The following is a 17711-nucleotide window of genomic DNA, read 5'->3' as shown; positions in this document are numbered from 1 at the left end:
TTACACCTCCGGCTCCAACCTTCCGTCGCGCAATCGTAGCATCCGGTCGCAACGTGCGGCGAACTCCAGATTGTGAGTGACCAGCACGCTGGTGAGACGGTGTGTGCGATGAAGGGTCTGGAGAAGGGTGAAGACCGCCTCGGACGTCTTGCCGTCGAGATCGCCGGTCGGTTCGTCGGCCAGCAGCAGCTTCGGCTCGGTGACCAGCGCACGGGCGAGCGAGACGCGCTGCTGTTCGCCGCCGCTCAGCTCGCCGGATCGGTTGTCGAGCCGCCCGCCGAGGCCGACCTCGTTCAGCCACTTCGCGGCTTTCTCCATCGCCTGGCCGCGCCGTTCGCCGCGAGCAAGCAAGGGCATGGCGACGTTCTCCTGCGCGGTGAACTCCGGCAGCAGGTAGTGAAACTGCCAGACGTAGCCGACCGACCGGTTGCGGAACTCGGACGCCTGTCGGGTGTTGAGCTGGCTGAGGCGTATGTCGCCGAAGTGAACATCGCCCGAGGTCGGGCGGTCGAGCGCGGCGAGCAGATGCAACAGCGAGCTCTTGCCCGCGCCGCTCTCGCCGACGATGGCGACCATCTCGCCCGGCTGAATCGTCAGGTCGAGGTCGCGGAAGAGCGTGAGGTCGCCCGCGCTGCGTCCCGCGACGGCAGGGTAGAGCTTGGTGAGGCCGACGGCCTGCATGATTGGGGCTTCGGTCATGAAGGCTCCGCTCCCGCGTGACCGGGATAGGTGCCGAGCGCAATAGCGATCCGATTCCACGCATTGATCGTCGTGATGGCGAGGGTGAGGTTCACGGTCTCGACCTCGGTGAAATGCGCGCGAACCTCGTTATAGACAGGGTCCGGCGCATGACCGTCCTGAATGTTCGTGACGGCCTCGGTCCAGGCCAGCGCCGCTCGTTCGCGATGCGTGTAGGCCTCGGATGCTCGCCAGTCGGCCAACTCGGTAATACGGCCGGACGTCTCGTTCAGCTTGCGCAGCTCGGCGGTGTGCAGGTGGATGCAATACTCGCAGCCGTTCAGCAACGAGGCAAGCAGGCGGACGAAGCCGAGCAGGTTCGGCTCCAACTGCGAGCCGGTGCTGACGTAATGCTCCATCGCCCGCATCTGGGCCAGACCTTCGGGGGCTAGATCGGGATACTTCAGTCTTGCTGGCATTGACGCACTCCTCAGATGAGTCCACTCCATCGGATGCTACTCATACCGCAAAGCCTCCGCTGGCAGCACCTTCGCAGCTGAACTGCTTGGATAAAGCGTAGCGATCAGACTCACTCCCAGCGACACCGCAGCGACAATCAACGCGTCGGTAATCTTCGGCGCGAAGGGCAGGTAGTCGATGGAGTAGACCGCCGCGTCGAGCGGAAAGCGATAGTGCCCGCCGAACCAGCTTGCGCCGTAGCCGACAATCAGACCGACGCTCGTGCCGATCAGCGAGATCAGCAGCCCCTGTAGCAGGAAGACGCGCCGAACCTGAGCCGCGGTGACGCCGAAGCTCATCATCACGGCGATGTCCTTCGTCTTCTCCATCACCATCATCGTCAGCGCGATCAGGATGTTCAGCGCGGCGACACAGACGATCAGGGCCAGCACGATGAACGTCACGATCTGTTCGAGCTTCAGCGCGCGGAAGAGCTCGCGGTTCTGCTCCATCCAGTTCGTCGCCTGAAAGCCGGGGCCAGCCGAGCGCTCGATCTCCTTGCCGATCCGGTCGGCGTGGTAGAGATCGTCGACCTTGAAGCTGATGACCGAGATCAGGTCCGGCTCGCTGAAGAGCCGTTGCGCGTCCGTCAGACGCAGGAAGGCATAGCTGGAGTCGTACTGGTAAAAGCCCGAGGCGAAGATTCCCGAGACCGTGTACCGCTGGTAGCGCGGCACCAGGCCCAGCGGAGTGAGTTCGCCCTGGGGGCTGGTGACCAGCACCGTGTCGCCCACCGACGCGCCGATGCTCTCGGCAAGATCCTTGCCGATGACGATCGGCGGGATCGCCAGCGTATCCGGCCGGCAGGGATCGGCGCAGGAAACAGGTTCGAGGGACGCCGCCGAGCCCTTCTTGATCGCCTGCAGCAGGTCGCTGACCTTGCGCTCGTCCGACGGGACGATGCCCTTGATCAACCCGCCGCCCGACCTTGCGCCGCGCGAGATGAGCACCTGTCCGTAGAGTCCCGGCGCGGCGGCGGTAACGTGCGGCGTCGCCTTCAGGCGTTCGAGCAGCGGCTGCCACTGCCGGATGCCGTCGCCCGCGACGCGCATCAGCTCGACGTGCGCGGTCGAGCCCAGCAGCCGCTCCTGCAGGTCGCGCCGCATGCCGTTGGTGATCGCCAGCGCGATGATGAGCGAGGCGACGCCGGCCGCGACGCCCAGTACGGAGATGAGCGTGATGACGCCGATGACGGCCTGCCGGCGCTTGGCCCGAAGATAACGCGCCGCGATGAAAAGTTCGAATCTCACTCGTGTACCACTGCTTTCGCCGCGGCCATGTTCTCGAAGCGGTCGTAGACCCGGATGGCGATGACGTGGTCGCCGGTCTTTTCTTCCGGCTTCGGAAGGTCGGCGGTGAAGTCGTAGTGCTCGGCGAGCGAGTCCGAGAGGTGACCGGCGGGTTCGAGGTACTGCCAGGCGCCGCCGTCGATCGCGTACTCGGCGTGGGCGATGGGGCTGGTCGCGTCCTTCGCGTCGAAGGCAGCGTGAATCTTGCCGGCTTGCAACTTCGCGACGAGCGCGCCTGGGACGGGCGGCGTCGTGTCGATGGTGAAGGCGCCGCTCGCACGCTCGCCGGTGAGGGTGTCGGCGTCGACGTGGACAGGGGCGTCGCTGGCGACGATCTTCGCCGTGTAGACGCCGTCGGGCAGCAGGACGGAGTCGAAGCTGTAAAACTTATCGGTGATCCTGTCCTTCAGGAGCCGCCACGTCTGCTCGCCCTCGCCGCGATACCAGACGGCGAACATCAGGTCGTCGCCGTTGTCGTCATGGGCAGACCAGCGGATGGTGATCCCGGTGCGGTCCTTCTGCGCGCTGAGCGGTTGCGTGCCCGCGTCCTGCACGAAGCCGATGGCCTGCGCGACGTTTGCGGCGGGGAAGGTGACCTGCACGGTCTGGTTCGGCGTTGTGGCGGCGGTCGCGGCGACACGCGCGCCTGGGGCCACGACGACGTCGTCGACCACTGGCGCGACGTTGCGCGGCAGATAGTTCAGCGCGACGCCCTGCAGGCTGCCGCCGGGCTTCAGCACGGCCTTCCACTGGATATAGCGCGCGTCCGGCACGCCCGAGGCGGCGAGCGAATCTTCGTTCGGCGTGACCTTCTTCCAGTCGCTCCAGCCGTCGATGGGGTTGGGCACGTTGCCGCCACGCACCAGCAGGTCGAAGCTGGCGGGCGACGCGGAACGGACCTCGGGACGTCCCCAGCGGGAGAACTGCTGCGCGTCGAAGACCTCGCTGGTGAAGGCGGCGTCGGGGGCAGGCGCATCCGGCACGCGGAAGAGCTTGCCGCTGTTGCTGGACGCGACGAGCACGCCGCCAGCGACGGGCGCAAGCGCCATGGCCTGTGCAGCTTCGAGGTGAACGAGGTCGGTCAACGACTCGGCGCCGTTGCCATGCGTGTCGAATTTGTAGATGCGACCGTGGTTGCCGGTCGCGGCCAGTAAGGCGCCATCGTGCATGCCGAGCGCGTAGACCACATCGTCCTTCAGCGCCGCAAAGCGGGAGGGAAGGCCATCCGCGCCGATTCGGTAGATCTCCGATCCCTCGGGGATGAGCGTGTTCGAGCCTGCGGCGGAGGCCGAGCCCGGCTGCACAAAAGTGATGCTGACTCCAACGGCGCCAGTGACGGGCAGTGGCGGCAGCGAGGGCGCGCCCTTCGCGCCAACTCCCGCGGCGTAAACCACTCCTGCCGGATCGATCGCCAGCGCGGTGATCTCCCGGCGTGGCGCGGCATAGATGGCGAAGGGCTTCGCATCGGGCTGCGTCGTCGAGATCTTGTAGATGACGCCCGCGCCATCGGAGCCTGCCCACAGCGTGCCGTCCGGCGTGGCGAGCAGCGTGCGGATGTGCTGGTCCGCGGTCTTGAAGAGCAGACGGCTGACCGGCGCGCCGTGGCTCAGGTCCACGCGATAGACGGCTGCGGGTGCGCCCGCCGCGACGTAGACGGCCTTGCCGATGACGACCGCGTCCCAGATGTACTTCGGCTTCTCGGCGGTCTCGGCCGGGTCGAAGAGAATCGCCGGCGTACCGGCGCCGTCGGGCGCCACGCGATACAGCTTGCCGTCGGGCGAGGTTGCGACGAGTACGCCGCCATCCGGCAGCAGACGCAACGCCTGCACGGCGATTTCCTTGCCGCTGAAGATTTTGGTCGATTTGCCATCCGGCGTCACGCGCATCACGGCGGCGGAGCCAGACGCAGTGCCGCCGAGGCCGACGTACGCCACGCCCTTCGCGTCCGCCGCAAGCGACCAGATGTAGTTTCCGCCCGAGGTGTAGACCGGGGTAGCCAGCGGGCCGGGCTCGAGACGACCGTCGCCACGGATGGCCACGCCCTGATTCGTGCTGCGCTCCATCTCGTCGTAGCGGCTGGTGCTCCAGAGCTTTGTCCCCTGCGCAAGAGCGGCTGCGGGAAGGAGGGACGCCAATATCAGGATCGAGACACTTCGCATCATCTTGATCCTGAGTCTAACTGGTTTCGGCAACGGATCTCTGTGCGTACGTTACTGGGCGTCATTCTCGTAGTGGATTACGACAGACCCAGCATTCTGCTTATGAACGAACGTACGAGCACCTTCAGGCAGACGTACGCTCAGATGCTGTGAGTCGGTCCACTCGACCGCGATCGGAAGAATTCCGTTCGAGTCCACACCTGCAGCCCCGTGATTGCTGTCCGCGATCATGACCAGTTCGCGCTCACTGACATCGAACGGATCGAACTTTGAGGACTGCTTTACGACTGCGAGCCGAGTGCTAAAGTCCGTGGTAGCGCCACAGTCATAGTCATACAGGACCGCTCGAAGCTTTCCCTCAGGAGAGTTGAACGCTTGAAAACCATGGCTACCGCACATTTGCCGATCAGAAAATTCGTACGCAAAGAATACGACAACCGACGCGCAGGCGAGGCCCAGACCGAGCAAGGTGAGCAGTACATATCTAAATGTACCGCTCTGCCTCTCGAACCATCTGAAAGCACTAATTTCCATCCTAATGAAGACTCAAAGTTCTAGACGGGAGTCGTCGATGGCCAGGCGAACGTTGCCGTCCGCCTTGGTCAGTCGGCGGACTGCCTCCATCTTGTCGACGCCGGCCTTCAACATCACCAGCGCGATCGGAATCGACTTACCCGCGGACTTGATGGTCCGAATAGCCGTCTCGCGGTCAATCTTGCAAACATGCATCAGCACGCGAATGCCGCGCTCGACCAGTTTGGCGTTCTTCATGTGGACGTTGACCATCAGGTTCTCGTACACATAGCCGAGACGCGTCATCGCGCCCGTCGTGATCATGTTCAGAACCATTTTCTGCGCGGTCGACGCCTTCATGCGCGTCGAGCCGGAGATCACCTCGGGGCCGACCTCCACAATAATGCTCGTGTCGGAGACATCTGCCAGGGGAGTATCGGTATTGCAGGTGACGCAGGCGGTCTTGGCGCCGCGAGCGCGTGCATATTCGACGGCGCCCACCACGTACGGTGTGCGTCCGCTGGCCGAGACGCCGATGATCACATCCTTGCGCGTAGGACGACGGCGGGCGATATCCCGCTGACCGATCTCCGGCGAATCCTCATTCACGTCCGAGGCGGATGCAAGCGCCTTGGGGCCGCCGGCCATGATGTACTGCACCTGCGAGGGAGAGGTAGAAAATGTCGGCGGGCACTCGCTGGCGTCGAGCGACGAGATGCGTCCGCTCGAACCCGCGCCGACGTAGATCAGACGTCCGCCATCGCGCAGGGCGCGAGCGACCGTATCGATGACGATAGCGATCTCGGGCAGAGCCTTCTTCACCGCGGCCGCGACCTTCGCGTCCTCGTGGTTGATGATACGTGCTATTTCGAGCGCGGACTTGGTGTCCAGGCCTTCGGAGGCGCTGTTGGCGCTCTCGGTTGCGAGTCCAAATAGATCAGTCGGGCCGCGTGGGGCCGACCGTTCGGGCTTTTCCGGATTCTCCACGGGCGCTTGCTCGATCATGGTCACAGTTGCCATATGTTTTCGCCGTCTTCCGTAGCGAGTTTACCTGTTCAACACGTCAGATGCATCAAACAAGCCGCAGAGCAGTATAGCCAGAGGTAATGTCTGCCGTTGCGCGTTCGATTCTCTGGCACAATCAAATAAGGTATGCGCTCATTCTGACACACCCTTGCTACGAGTCAATCTTTATCCCGGATTCTTTTCAGGACGACGTTAAGTGGGTTCAGAGATTACGATACATGCTAGCGGGTCAGCGCGTTTATTGGAAGACGGTTGATGAGATGAGAAGGGTCGAAGTGCAGGAAAAGCCGTCCGAAATGCAAGATCCCGGTGGACTGGGAGTTTCGCCGCCAGCGAGGGAAAAGTCCGGTATTCGCGCATGGCTGCGCGATCTGGCATTGTCGATCGGCGTCTCGGCGTTCATCATCGTCTTTCTTTACCAGCCGGTGCGGGTCGAAGGCACCAGCATGCTTCCTCTGCTCGAGGATCAGGATCGTTTATTCATCAACAAGATGGCCTTCCGGATTGGCGATATTCAACGTGGCGATGTGGTCGTCTTCCAGTATCCGCGCGATCACTCCAAGAGCTATATCAAACGAGTAATCGGGCTGCCGGGCGACCGCGTGCGTATCGATCATGGCCGTGTCTACGTCAATGGCGAAACGAAGGTCGAGAAGTACGTTCCGCCCCGCTTCATGGACGACCGCTCGCAGCCCGAGATGACGATTCCCAACAAGGAATACTTCGTCATGGGAGATCACCGCTCCATTTCGAGCGATAGCCGCGATTTCGGGCCGGTCGAGCGCAGTCTGATCTATGGGAAGGCGGCGTTCGTCTACTGGCCGATCGAACAGCTTGGGGTGGTTCGTTAGCCTGGGTTTCGGGCCGCGAGTGCGGCGGAACAACGCAGCGACCGATCCGCGCATCACATTCCCTCGAAGCGCAACTCCCGGAGAAGACCAGTGAAGAAGTTTGGAAAAGTATTTCTGATGATGTTTGTGTTTTTCGTAGCGACAGCCGAACTGATTCCCACTCCGGCTGAAGCTCAGGTCGTGATCGTCACTCACCCTCATCACCATCGCCACTATCGTCATCACCGCCACTACCGCCATCGGTAGTCCGCAGGTCTGACGCTTGAAAAGAACCCTCCACGCCGGTCTGGCGCGGAGGGTTCTTTTCTTGGGCCGAAGCTCATGCGCTGTATTTGACGATTCTGGCGAAGGTCTCCGCGTCGAGGCTGCCGCCGCCGACCAGGGCGCCGTCGATCTCCGGCTGCGCCATCAACTGGCTGGCATTCTCGGGCTTTACCGATCCGCCATAGATGATGCGAGTGGCGTCCGCGCGCTCTTGACCAAGCCGCTCGGCAACCTCGCGACGGATGATGCGGTGGGCCTCCGAGACGACCGTCGGGGTGGCCGTGCTGCCAGTGCCGATCGCCCAGACCGGCTCGTAGGCGATGATCAGCTTCTCCGATCCTTCACGTTCGACGCCGTTCAGTGCGTTGGCGATCTGCCAGCGCAGCACCGCCTCGGTCAGGCCGCTCTGGCGCTTGTCCATCGTCTCGCCGACGCAGACGATCGGCACCAGATTGTGCCCAATCGCGGCCTTCAGCTTCCAGTTCACCATGTCGTCGGTCTCGTTCGCATAGATGCGGCGTTCCGAGTGGCCGAGCAGGACGTGGGTGCAGTTGATGCTCGCCAGCATGGTCGGAGAGGTCTGACCAGTGTACGGACCTTCATTCAGCCAGTGCATCGTCTGGGCGCCCGCGCGGACGTTCGTGCCCTCCGTCGCCTCGAGCACATAACCAAGCGACGACATGGTGGGGAAGAGCGCGATCTCGTCGCGCGTGTGTCCCTCCACCAGGGGGAGAAACTTTTCGAGAAAGGCGAGCGACTCGCGAGGAGTCTTATACATCTTCCAGTTGCCGGCGATCAGGGGTTTCCGCATAGGTGGTCAGTATTCCATCTTCGCGCCGCCTTGTGAAGACTCCAATAGGGGAAGAGGACGTTTACCGCGCGCCGACCAACTCGGCGATCCTGCGTTTTTGCGCCTTCGCCTCCGGCGGCACGACGCCATCGCCAGGCTTCAGCGTGCGTTTCAGAGCCAGGGCGCCGGTAAACGCAAGCGCCTTGGCCCGGTCGGCAAGTTTGTGCTGGCCGGGAATGCTCGGCGTCATGCCTGCACGACGCAGGTAGTAGTTCGCCTTGTAGAGATTCGATATCTCCGAGTCGTGGAACTGGAAGTTGACGTTCAGCGTGATTGAGACGTCGTCGCCGTTCTTCAGCCAGTGCGGCGTGTTCACCGGGATATGGACGCCCGTTCCAGGCGTCATCTCGAAGACGATGGCGCGGTCCTCGAACTGCGGCTTGTAGGTAGAGGCGCGGTTGTCGACCGTGTAGAAGCGCTCCAGTTCGTCCTCAGGGACGATCTCCTTGTCGGCGCGGTCAAAGAGATGGATGGCCTTATTGCCGCGAATCTGGAAGATCCACGAGCACTCGCGGTCGATGTGGTACTCCGTCACGCGATGCGGCGAGGTGATGAAGACGATCGCCTCGAACCACTTGATCTTCTTGAAGAGTTCCTTGCCGGCGTCGCCCGCGATCTTCAGCGCGTCGCAGACGGCCGCCTCCATCACCTCGCGGTAGCCGTCTTCGCGTTCGATGTGCTTCAGAATGATCCAGGCCTCGGCCTGCTCGATCTTGCGCACCAGGTCGACGACCGCCGCGCGCTGCTCCTCGGGCCGGTCGTAGTTGGGCTTGGCGCCGGCTTCGATGGCGCCTTCGTTGAAGTAGGCGTCGCCGCCGGACATATGCGGGTTCCTGCGAGCGGCCACGCGCTGGGCAAGCTCGACCAGCGCCGGCAACTGAAACAATGGGTGGCTGGCGAGGTTATGGCCGATCTCATAGGGCAGCAGGTTCAGGTCCCGCTGAAAGCTCTCGGCATCGCATTCGATGATCTGTCCGGCAACATGAGACATACAACCTCCCAACAACAGCAACGCCCCGATACTAGGCGTATCGGGGCGTGCCGTATATCCCACAAAATCGAAGAAACGAAAGGGAATCGGTAACTGAGATGCGTTACTTTTCGGTGAGCGCCTGGACGCCCGGCAACACCTTGCCTTCGAGGAACTCCAGGCTCGCGCCGCCGCCGGTCGAGATATGCGTGATCCTGTCGGCGAAGCCCGACTTGTGAATCGCCGAGACCGAGTCGCCGCCGCCGACAATGGTGGTCGCATCCTCATTCTTTGCGACCGCCTTGGCGATGGCGTTCGTCCCGATCGCAAAGGCGGGGAACTCGAAGACGCCCATGGGACCGTTCCAGAGCACGGTCTGAGCGTGCCCAATCTCTTCCGCAAAGAGCGCAATCGACTTCGGCCCGATGTCGAGCGCCATCTGATCGGCGGGAAAGTCACCGGAGCCCGAGAAGACCGTGTGCTCGGCGTGCGCGTCGAACTTTCCTGCCAGAACATGGTCGACCGGCAGCAGGAACTTCACGCCCTTGGCCGTGGCCTTGTCGAGCGCCGCGCGGGCGACGTCGATCTTGTCTTCTTCGACCAGCGACTTGCCGGTGTGCTGTCCCTGCGCGCGCAGGAAGGTATACGCCATGCCGCCGCCGATCAGGATCGAGTCGGCCTTGTCCAGCAGGCTGTTGATGACCTCGATCTTGTCCGAGACCTTCGCCCCGCCGATGATCGCGACGAACGGCTTGTCCGGCGTGGTCAGGGCCTTGCCGAGGTAGGTCAGCTCTTTCTCCATCAGCAGGCCCGCCGCGGACTGCTTGACGAAGTGCGTGATGCCCTCGGTCGAGGCGTGCGCCCGGTGCGCCGAGCCGAAGGCGTCGTTCACGTAGACGTCGCAGAGTGAGGCGAGCTGCTTCGCGAAGGCCGGGGAGTTGGCCTCTTCTTCCGGGTGAAAGCGCAGGTTTTCGAGCAGCAGCGTCTGTCCCGGCTCGAGGTTACCGGCCAGCTCCGTCGCGATGTCGCCCACGCAGTCCGGCGAGAAGGCGACGTTCTCGTTGTCGTCGATGACGGCGTCGAGCAACTGACGCAGACGGTCGACGACGGGGCGCAGGCTCATCGTCGGCACGGGCACGCCCTTGGGACGGCCGAGGTGTGAGGCCAGAATGACGCAGGCCTTGCGGCGCAGCGCATACTCGATGGTCGGAATGGTCTCGCGGATACGGGTATCGTCGAGAATGGTCCGGCCATCCTTCGAAAGCGGCACGTTGAAGTCCACGCGGATGAACACACGCTTGCCGGTGAGGTCGAGGTCGCTGATAGAGAGCTTGGGCATGACTTCCTTTGTACTCGATTTCCCGGTTGAAACCAGGGCTGCAATGACGTTAAATCGCCGAATCGGCGCCGAAATTATTCCGGCAGCAGAGCGTCGGCCTCGATCTCGATCCGCCACTTCGGATTCAGCAGCGCCGCGACGACGACCATGCTGCTGGCCGGGCGGACGATGCCGAAGAACTTGCCATGGACACGGCCGATGGCCTCCCAGTCCTCGGCATGCGTCAGGTACATCCGCGTGCGAACGACGTGCTCGAAGCTGGCGCCGGCCTGCTTGAGCACGGCGGCGATGAGGGTGAGAACCTGCTCGGTCTGGCCGGCGGCGTCGAGGTCGTCCGCGCCGACCGGGCCGGTGCCCGAGACCATGATGTGTCCGCCAACGCGCACCGCGCGCGAGAAGCCGATGATGGGTTCGTAGGGGCTGGTGCCTGCTATATTCTGACGTTCGCTCATGCAGTCTAGTCTATGCCGTTTTCAGCTTCGCGGCAGCCTCGCGCAGAGCCGCGTTCTCGGCCTCCAGTTCCGCGAGCCGCAGTCTCACCGGCCCCAGCGCCTGCTCGAACTCATCGACGGTGAAGCGCGGCGTGATGTGCTGAGGGCAGTTCCAGTCGTAGCCCTCGACGTGGATCAGGATGGCCCGCTCGGGCACGGCCCCGCGTTCGCCCGTCGTCAGCGAAGCGATGAGCGCCGCGGCCTCGGAGTCGTTCTCATGGATCTCGACACGGCCCAGAATCTTGAGCCGCGTCTGGTTGGGGTAGTCCATGAAGAAGAGCGCCACGCGCGCGTCGTGCTGCAGATTGCCGAGCGAGATGTACTGCTTATTGCCGCGCAGATCGGCGAAGCCAAGGGTCGACGGGCCGAGAATATGCACGAATCCCTTTGGCCCGCCGCGATGCTGGAGGTATGGCCATCCCGTCTCGCTGACCGAGGCCATATAGAAGCTGTCGCGGAGACCGATAAAGGTCTCCTCGCTCGCGGTAAGGGTCTTACCGCTGTCCTCCGGCGCGGACTGCTCCATGCGCTCGTACTGACGGCGGCTGCCGTGTTGCTGCTGGAGTGCTTTAACGTTGGGGGTGAAGGCAATTTCGCTGAATGCACGGCTCATCGGCTTGGTGCTCGATCCCGGCAGGTGGACTCGCTGCCAATTCTTTGATTCGGAACGGTTGCCGTCCGTTTCAGAAATTCCGATCAGGGGAGCTTTGCCTCGGTGCGCTTTCGACGCAGCAGATAGACTCCGTCGAAATGAACCGGGACGTATTCATAGTCGGGGCTCTGGAAGGCTACTTTTTCCCAGGCAAAAGGAAGGTCCGGATGGACGACGATCAGGTCGGGCTTGTCCTTGATCCATGAAGAAAAGTCTCGCTTCGCCGTGAATCTTCCATTCTGCGGAGTCGTCAGCCCGACGATATCGATGATGTTCCGGTCGCAGTACCAGGCAATGGTGCCGGTCTCAATCGCGGCGATACGCTCGTTGGGGGCGGTATTCTGCATCAGCCACTGTCCAATCTTCGCGTACTGCGGATTTTCGACGGCATTGTCGCGAAGATAGTTGAAGCTACCCTTGAAGAGCAGCAGGACCAGGGCCAGCGTCGCCCAGGTGGCGGCCTTCGTATCTGGAATCAGGCGAACCGCATAGATCGCAAAGAAGTAGAGGAATGGCGCGTAGTACCAGTGGTAGTTCGGAATATTGAAGAGCACATAAAAGCAACCGAGGATGAAGAGGAACGGAACCGCGACCTCGTTGCGTTTCTTCATACGGGGGTCCAACGCTCCGAAGCAGGCAAGAACAAGTAACAGGGGAACGAAGGTCCAGACCCCGCCGAGGGGACGGTAGACAAGTTCGGGGAATCGCAGAAATGCAGTCGGCCAGCGCCCCCAGAAGCCGGAGAATCCCTGCCCCAGCTTCGCGCTCGCCGACTGCGGCAGGATCCGCTGGTAGAAAAACTCATTGAACGCAAAGTAGATGACGGCCAGAACCGCCGGCGCCAGCATGGATCGCAGCGAGGGAAGCCGCCGCGTGCTCCAAAGCCGCCACGCGATCACCGCGACCAGCGCTCCGCCCTCAAAGCGGGTCAGCAGCGTGAGCGCACAGAGAAGCGGCAGCCACTCTACCTTCTCGCGCGCATATGCGTGAATGGTCAGCATAAGCAAAAACAGAAATAGGGATGTCTCCATCCCGACCGTGAAATAGAAGTAGGAGCTGGCGGCGATGATGATGCCGGAGAGTGGGACGAGGCTCTCCGCCATGAGAGCGGCAGCGAGAAAAAAGATTCCGCTCAAAACCGCCTGAATCACGAGGATGTGCCCGTGCGCCAGATAGGCGATCGCCAGTTGAAGCCAGGTGTCGAGGATCGAGGTCAACGCATTGACCTGCTCGCCGTCGTTGAAGACCAACCCACGGCCCGCCAGCGCGTGGTCGATGTACCGCGCGTAGATGTACGCATCGTCGAGGCGAAAGTGTCGTCCCGCGTAGGTCAGCATGCCGAACACGGCGCAGACCACAATGGCCCGAATGCGATAGTCGATCACGTATCCGCGTTCCAGCATAAGCACCCGACTTTTAGCAGAAGAAAGGAAGCCGAACGAGGGTTGCTCGTTCGGCGACGTCAAATGCGAATGGTTTTAAGTTACAGACCTTTTTCAACCAGGAACAGGATCAGGTCTTTCACTCGGCTGGAGTAGCCCCACTCGTTGTCGTACCAGCTGATCACCTTACCGGTCGTGCCGACCACCTTCGTCAGCTTGGAGTCGAAGATGCTCGAGCGGGCGTCGCCACGGAAGTCCACCGAGACCAGCTCCTCTTCGGTATAGCCAAGGATGCCCTTGAGCGCGCCCGATTCACTGGCGGCCTTGATTGCCTCGTTGATCGCGGCGACCGAGATCGGCTTTTCGGCAACGAACGTAAGGTCGACGACCGAGACGTTCGGGGTCGGGACGCGGATCGCAAAGCCGTCCAGCTTGCCGGACATCGCGGGAATGACCAGCTTCAGAGCCTTCGCGGCGCCGGTCGAAGAGGGAATCATCGAAAGGGCAGCGGCGCGGGCGCGGCGGATATCCTTGTGCGGCGTGTCGAGGATCACCTGATCGTTCGTGTAACTGTGGATCGTCGTCATGATGCCGCTGGCGATGCCGAACGTGTCGTGCAGCACCTTGACCACCGGCGCGAGACAGTTGGTCGTGCAGCTCGCGTTCGAGATGACGTGGTGCGCCGCCGGGTCGTACTTGTCCGAGTTCACGCCCAGAACGATGGTCAGATCCTCATTCGTTGCCGGGGCGGAGATGATGACTTTCTTGACGGTCGATCCGAGATGAGCCTTCGCCTTGGTCGCGTCGGTGAAGAAGCCGGTCGATTCGACAACGACCTCCGCGCCAACGGACGCCCAGTCGAGCTTTGCCGGGTCGCGCTCGGCGAAGACCTTGATCTTCTTGCCGTCGACCGAGATAAAGTCCTCGCCGAAGCTGATCTCGTTCTTCAGGTTGCCGAGGATGGAGTCGTACTTCAACAGGTGTGCAAGGGTGGCCGGGGTGGTGAGGTCGTTGACGGCGACGAAATCGATCTCGGGGTTGCCGAGCGCCGTGCGGAATACGTTGCGGCCGATGCGGCCGAATCCGTTGATGCCAACCTTGACTGCCATGTTCAGTTTGCTCCTGACGATTTGAAATGCGCTATGGTTCCGGGGTTTTCAGTCCGATATACGCACGGGTATCCCCATCCGAAAGGCTATCACCGGGGTTCGGCGGGCGCAAATCTGTCCCGCGCCGCATCCATTCTGGTACGCCCCGGGGAACGGGGGATTGGCGCGCCGGGTGTCAGCGGGTAGTATGGACGTGTTACACGCTGGCGACAGACATTGTTTTCAGGTGCTTGAACTTATGCGCAATGTGCGCGAATGGATATCGGACAAAATGAGAAGACGTTCCAGACGTGGACCGAATGAGTCGGAGTCCACGGGAAAAAGCGGACAGGGATTACCCACCGGACAGCTAGCTCCTCTGCGGCCCACTTACCCAGAACCCATCGTACGGCCTGAGGATCCGGTCGAACTCGAAGCGTCCGCGGAGCCGGCAACCTCGGCCCACGAAGAGGTGCAGGACATACAGGACGCGCCCCAGGCCGATCGGCAGACCGACTACGCCGTCGCTGTGGACGACGCCGGCGAGAGCGCAGGCGGCCCCCCGGAAGAGTCGCAGCCCGATCTCACGGCGCCCGAGGGATTCGCGCCGGCCGAAGCGGAGAAGAAGGTCGTGGTCGAGACCCAGCCGGACTCGCTTGCAACCCCGCCAGCCGAGCAGACCGCGGTCAAGAGCCCGCGCGGATACGTCGTGCTGACCATCGGGCTGCCCGGTTCGGGCAAGACGACCTGGTACAAGCGCCGCGGCGTCACCCCGCTTTCGAGCGACATGCTGCGCTCGATCCTCTTCGACGACATCACCGAACAGCGCTATCAGGGCCTCGTCTTTTCGACCCTCCGCAGCCTGCTGCGTGCGCGTCTGATCGCGAAGATGCCGTGGAACTACGTCGACGCGACCAACCTGAGCCCGCACGAGCGCAAGCAGTGGATCAAAATGGCGAAGAGCTTCGGCTACGAGGTTCAGGCTGTGTTCTTCGACGTGCCGCTGGCCGTATGCATGGATCGCAACTCCAAGCGCGACCGCCAGGTCACGGACGAGGTAATGCAGAAGATGGCGGAACGCCTGCGTCCGCCGGCCTTCAAAGAGGGCTTCGACAAGATAACGGTCGTACGCGTCAAGGGCGCGGCCCCGTCGGAGCCGATCGCCGAACCGGTCGTGGCGCCGGAATCGCCAGAGCCGAAGCCGGTCGCGGCAGCTCCGGAGGCTGTACCCGCGTTCGTCGTGCCGCCCACCGATGAAGCCGAGCCGCTCGGCAAGCAGTGGGGAGCGGACGCCGACTACGACGCCGCAACGTAAATTCCCAGGAGCCTACGTGCCCGAGTCCAGTGTCGAGTTCAGCAATGTGAGCTACGCGCTGCCCTCGGGCCGCCTGCTTCTGGAGGACGTCTCGCTCCGTCTGGAGCCTGGAACGACCACCGCACTCCTTGGCCGTTCGGGCTCCGGCAAGACCACGCTGTTGCGCATGGTGAACGGGCTGGTGATGCCGACCTCGGGTGAGACGCTCGTCTCCGGCCGGCCGTCCAGTGGGTGGGATCTGCTGGAGCTGCGCCGGGGGATCGGTTACGTCATCCAGGAGACCGGCCTCTTCCCGCACATGAACGTCGCGCGCAACGCCGGTCTGGCGATGGAGCTCGCCCGGCGCCCGGCTGCCGAGATCGCCGAACGTGTAGCCGCCGTCATGAACTCGGCGGGACTGGACCCGTCCTTCGCGAACCGCATGCCGTGGGAGCTGAGCGGCGGCCAGCGGCAGCGCGTCGGGCTGGCTCGGGCGCTCGCCACTGACCCCGGCATCCTGCTCATGGACGAGCCCTTCGGCGCGCTCGACCCCATGACGCGCGCGGAGATGCAGACCATGCTGCGCGATCTTCTTCATCGCGTCCGCAAGACCGTTCTGCTGGTGACGCACGATCTGGATGAGGCGCTCTACCTGGCCGAGCGCGTCGTCTTCGTGGAGTCGGGCAAGCTCGTCGCCGAGCTTGCCGCCTGCGAGGTGCTCCGGTCAGAGAATCCGCATGTGCAGGCGTATGTCAATGCGGTCCACCGGGCGGTGCGCTGATGGGCGTATTCCTGCATCAGCATGGCGCCGAGATCGCCCGCCTCAGCTTCGAACATCTGTGGCTTACGGGCTTCGCCATGCTGCTGGCCATCGCGATCGGGCTTCCGGCAGGCGTGCTGCTCACGCGGTACGAGTGGGCCGCGCGTCCGGCGATCGCCTTCGCCAACGTCGTGCAGGTCATCCCGAGCCTCGCGCTCTTCGGCCTGCTGCTGCCGGTGCCGTTCCTGGGCGAAAACGCGGCGCGTCTCGCCATCCTCGCGCTTACCGGCTACGCGCTGCTGCCGATCCTGCGCAATACCTACGCTGGGGTCCGCAGCGTGGATCCGGCGCTGATCGACGTCGCGCGGGCGATGGGCATGACGGGCTGGCAACGGTTGACAAAGGTGGAGCTGCCGCTGGCCTCAAGCGTCATCCTTGCCGGGCTGCGGACCGCGACCGTAACCTGCGTGGGGGTGGCGACGATCGCGGCGGCCATTGGAGCCGGTGGTTTGGGCGAACTTATCTTTCGCGGCGTGGCGAGCGTCGACAACGGCCTTGTACTTGCAGGAGCCATACCGGCGGCGCTGCTCGCCCTGGTCGCGGACGCCTTGCTCGGCTTCATCGAGAAGCGCGTGGCGGTGCGGCGGTGATGCAAGCGTTCCGGGTCCGAGGCTCAGGGTTCATAGCAGGCGTGATCTGGGGCACACTTTCGCTTCTGCTGGGCTGCGCTCCGCCGCGTTCCTCGCGCATCACGATCGGCGCGAAGAACTTCACCGAGCAGGTCGTGCTGGGAGAGCTTGTCGCGCAGGAGATTGAGGCAGTCTCGGCCGAAGAGGGAAGACCGCAGCGCGTGGAGCGCCGGTTCTATCTTGCCGGCAGCTATCTCTGCCATCAGGCGCTGATCAGCGGGCGCATCGATGGCTATGTCGAATACACCGGCACCGCCCTGTCCGCGGTGCTGAAGCAACCGCTCGACCGCGACGCCACGCGTGTGCTCGCGAACGTGCGGACGATGTACGAGCAGCGTTACCATGTTCGCGCCGAAGCTCCACTCGGCTTCGAGGATACCTTTGCCATGGTCATACGGGACAGCGACGCGAAGCGGCTGGGCGTGCGGACGATCTCCGATGTCGCGCGGCTCACCCCGGCGCCGGGGCAGCCATGGCGGCTGGGTGTGGGGTACGAGTTTCAGTCGCGCCCCGACGGACTGGCTGGTTTAATCCAGCGGTATCATCTTGTATTCGATAAGCGACAAAGAGTGATGGACCTGGGCTTGCTTTATCGAGCGCTCGCGTCCAACCAGGTTGACATTGTGGCGGGTAATTCTACGGATGGAGCCATCCGGTCTCTTGGCTTCAGCGTACTGAAAGACGACCTGCATTATTTCCCGCCGTATGAGGCCGTGCCGCTCTTCCGTGAGGACTCCCTGCGGACCCATCCAGAGATACAAACGGCGCTCGATCGCATGGCGGGGAAGGTCTCGGCCGGGGAGATGCAGGCAATGAACGATGCGGTCGATGGCCAGCATCGCGATGTCGAAGAGGTCGTCCGCGCATATCGGCGGCAGAAGGGATTTTAGATGGTTG

The 17711-nt window shown here is 63.0% G+C and carries 18 protein-coding genes; 6 read left to right on the top strand and 12 right to left on the bottom strand.

The window, feature by feature from the left end:
• The 5 genes from CHB87_RS07685 to murQ form a co-directional block, all read right to left on the bottom strand.
• The gene (locus CHB87_RS07685) at window positions 1–699 is read right to left on the bottom strand and encodes an ABC transporter ATP-binding protein (protein WP_089407823.1); all 699 of its coding nucleotides are present in this window, start codon (window positions 697–699) and stop codon (window positions 1–3) included.
• Window positions 696–1157 carry a carboxymuconolactone decarboxylase family protein gene (locus CHB87_RS07680; RefSeq protein WP_089407822.1) on the bottom strand — a complete coding sequence of 154 codons (462 nt, stop codon included), beginning with the start codon at window positions 1155–1157 and terminating at the stop codon, window positions 696–698. Before CHB87_RS07680 ends, CHB87_RS07685 begins: the two co-directional genes overlap by 4 nt.
• A 36-nt stretch (window positions 1158–1193) precedes the next feature.
• A complete protein-coding gene (locus CHB87_RS07675) occupies window positions 1194–2447 on the bottom strand; it encodes an FtsX-like permease family protein (RefSeq protein ID WP_089407821.1) in 1254 nt (417 codons plus the stop codon).
• A complete protein-coding gene (locus CHB87_RS07670; RefSeq protein ID WP_245817876.1) occupies window positions 2444–4621 on the bottom strand; it encodes an NHL repeat-containing protein in 2178 nt (725 codons plus the stop codon). Before CHB87_RS07670 ends, CHB87_RS07675 begins: the two co-directional genes overlap by 4 nt.
• A gap of 570 nt (window positions 4622–5191) precedes the next feature.
• Complete coding sequence (murQ, locus tag CHB87_RS07660; protein ID WP_089407819.1) at window positions 5192–6178, bottom strand: N-acetylmuramic acid 6-phosphate etherase; 987 nt, start codon at window positions 6176–6178, stop codon at window positions 5192–5194.
• A 302-nt stretch (window positions 6179–6480) separates the two neighbouring features.
• Between murQ and lepB the strand changes: the two genes are divergently transcribed.
• Complete coding sequence (gene lepB / locus CHB87_RS07655) at window positions 6481–7035, top strand: signal peptidase I (protein ID WP_089407818.1); 555 nt, start codon at window positions 6481–6483, stop codon at window positions 7033–7035.
• 90 nt (window positions 7036–7125) lie between these two features.
• Window positions 7126–7281, top strand: a complete 156-nt coding sequence (locus tag CHB87_RS22210; protein ID WP_176441649.1) for a hypothetical protein — start codon at window positions 7126–7128, stop codon at window positions 7279–7281.
• A 73-nt stretch (window positions 7282–7354) separates the two neighbouring features.
• On the opposite strand, the gene tpiA is transcribed toward CHB87_RS22210, so the two are convergent.
• The 7 genes from tpiA to gap form a co-directional block, all read right to left on the bottom strand.
• A complete protein-coding gene (gene tpiA / locus CHB87_RS07650; protein WP_089407817.1) occupies window positions 7355–8110 on the bottom strand; it encodes a triose-phosphate isomerase in 756 nt (251 codons plus the stop codon).
• Window positions 8111–8171: 61 nt separating this feature from the next.
• Window positions 8172–9140 (bottom strand): hypothetical protein, encoded by a 969-nt coding sequence (locus tag CHB87_RS07645; protein ID WP_089407816.1) that lies wholly within the window; start codon window positions 9138–9140, stop codon window positions 8172–8174.
• Between the two features lie 103 nt (window positions 9141–9243).
• The gene (locus CHB87_RS07640; protein ID WP_089407815.1) at window positions 9244–10458 is read right to left on the bottom strand and encodes a phosphoglycerate kinase; all 1215 of its coding nucleotides are present in this window, start codon (window positions 10456–10458) and stop codon (window positions 9244–9246) included.
• A gap of 74 nt (window positions 10459–10532) precedes the next feature.
• Entirely contained in the window at window positions 10533–10910 is a 378-nt protein-coding gene (locus tag CHB87_RS07635; RefSeq protein WP_089407814.1) for a RidA family protein, read from the bottom strand.
• A gap of 10 nt (window positions 10911–10920) precedes the next feature.
• Window positions 10921–11562, bottom strand: coding sequence for a pyridoxamine 5'-phosphate oxidase family protein (locus CHB87_RS07630; protein WP_089407813.1), 642 nt, complete (start codon window positions 11560–11562; stop codon window positions 10921–10923).
• A gap of 83 nt (window positions 11563–11645) precedes the next feature.
• Window positions 11646–13004, bottom strand: coding sequence for a hypothetical protein (locus CHB87_RS07625; RefSeq protein WP_089407812.1), 1359 nt, complete (start codon window positions 13002–13004; stop codon window positions 11646–11648).
• 80 nt (window positions 13005–13084) lie between these two features.
• The gene (gene gap / locus CHB87_RS07620; protein ID WP_089407811.1) at window positions 13085–14092 is read right to left on the bottom strand and encodes a type I glyceraldehyde-3-phosphate dehydrogenase; all 1008 of its coding nucleotides are present in this window, start codon (window positions 14090–14092) and stop codon (window positions 13085–13087) included.
• Window positions 14093–14543: 451 nt separating this feature from the next.
• On the opposite strand from gap, the gene CHB87_RS07615 reads away from it, so the two are divergent.
• Genes CHB87_RS07615 through CHB87_RS07600 form a run of 4 tightly spaced genes read left to right on the top strand, consistent with a single transcriptional unit; the run spans window position 14544 to window position 17704 of the window.
• A complete protein-coding gene (locus tag CHB87_RS07615; RefSeq protein ID WP_425432468.1) occupies window positions 14544–15386 on the top strand; it encodes an AAA family ATPase in 843 nt (280 codons plus the stop codon).
• A gap of 16 nt (window positions 15387–15402) precedes the next feature.
• On the top strand, window positions 15403–16146 hold the full coding sequence (locus CHB87_RS07610) for an ATP-binding cassette domain-containing protein (RefSeq protein WP_245817875.1): 744 nt from the start codon (window positions 15403–15405) through the stop codon (window positions 16144–16146).
• The gene (locus tag CHB87_RS07605) at window positions 16146–16775 is read left to right on the top strand and encodes an ABC transporter permease (RefSeq protein WP_089407809.1); all 630 of its coding nucleotides are present in this window, start codon (window positions 16146–16148) and stop codon (window positions 16773–16775) included. Before CHB87_RS07610 ends, CHB87_RS07605 begins: the two co-directional genes overlap by 1 nt.
• Before the next feature lie 41 nt (window positions 16776–16816).
• Window positions 16817–17704 (top strand): glycine betaine ABC transporter substrate-binding protein, encoded by an 888-nt coding sequence (locus CHB87_RS07600; RefSeq protein WP_245817874.1) that lies wholly within the window; start codon window positions 16817–16819, stop codon window positions 17702–17704.
• The last annotated feature ends 7 nt before the right edge of the window (window positions 17705–17711 follow it).

Source organism: Granulicella rosea (genome assembly GCF_900188085.1).
Taxonomy (GTDB): Bacteria; Acidobacteriota; Terriglobia; order Terriglobales; family Acidobacteriaceae; genus Edaphobacter; species Edaphobacter rosea.
The sequence above is the reverse complement of the archived record's forward strand: the minus strand, read 5'-3'. Positions and strand labels throughout refer to the sequence as shown.

Bases quoted from the DNA above. Each gene is read 5' to 3' on its own strand.
- CHB87_RS07605 (WP_089407809.1), top strand. From the start codon at position 16,146: ATGGGCGTATTCCTGCATCAGCATGGCGCCGAGATCGCCCGCCTCAGC.
- tpiA (WP_089407817.1), bottom strand. From the start codon at position 8,110: ATGCGGAAACCCCTGATCGCCGGCAACTGGAAGATGTATAAGACTCCT.
- lepB (WP_089407818.1), top strand. From the start codon at position 6,481: ATGCAAGATCCCGGTGGACTGGGAGTTTCGCCGCCAGCGAGGGAAAAG.
- CHB87_RS07630 (WP_089407813.1), bottom strand. From the start codon at position 11,562: ATGAGCCGTGCATTCAGCGAAATTGCCTTCACCCCCAACGTTAAAGCA.
- CHB87_RS07645 (WP_089407816.1), bottom strand. From the start codon at position 9,140: ATGTCTCATGTTGCCGGACAGATCATCGAATGCGATGCCGAGAGCTTT.
- gap (WP_089407811.1), bottom strand. From the start codon at position 14,092: ATGGCAGTCAAGGTTGGCATCAACGGATTCGGCCGCATCGGCCGCAAC.
- CHB87_RS07635 (WP_089407814.1), bottom strand. From the start codon at position 10,910: ATGAGCGAACGTCAGAATATAGCAGGCACCAGCCCCTACGAACCCATC.
- CHB87_RS07625 (WP_089407812.1), bottom strand. From the start codon at position 13,004: ATGCTGGAACGCGGATACGTGATCGACTATCGCATTCGGGCCATTGTG.
- CHB87_RS07685 (WP_089407823.1), bottom strand. From the start codon at position 699: ATGACCGAAGCCCCAATCATGCAGGCCGTCGGCCTCACCAAGCTCTAC.
- CHB87_RS07640 (WP_089407815.1), bottom strand. From the start codon at position 10,458: ATGCCCAAGCTCTCTATCAGCGACCTCGACCTCACCGGCAAGCGTGTG.
- CHB87_RS07680 (WP_089407822.1), bottom strand. From the start codon at position 1,157: ATGCCAGCAAGACTGAAGTATCCCGATCTAGCCCCCGAAGGTCTGGCC.
- murQ (WP_089407819.1), bottom strand. From the start codon at position 6,178: ATGGCAACTGTGACCATGATCGAGCAAGCGCCCGTGGAGAATCCGGAA.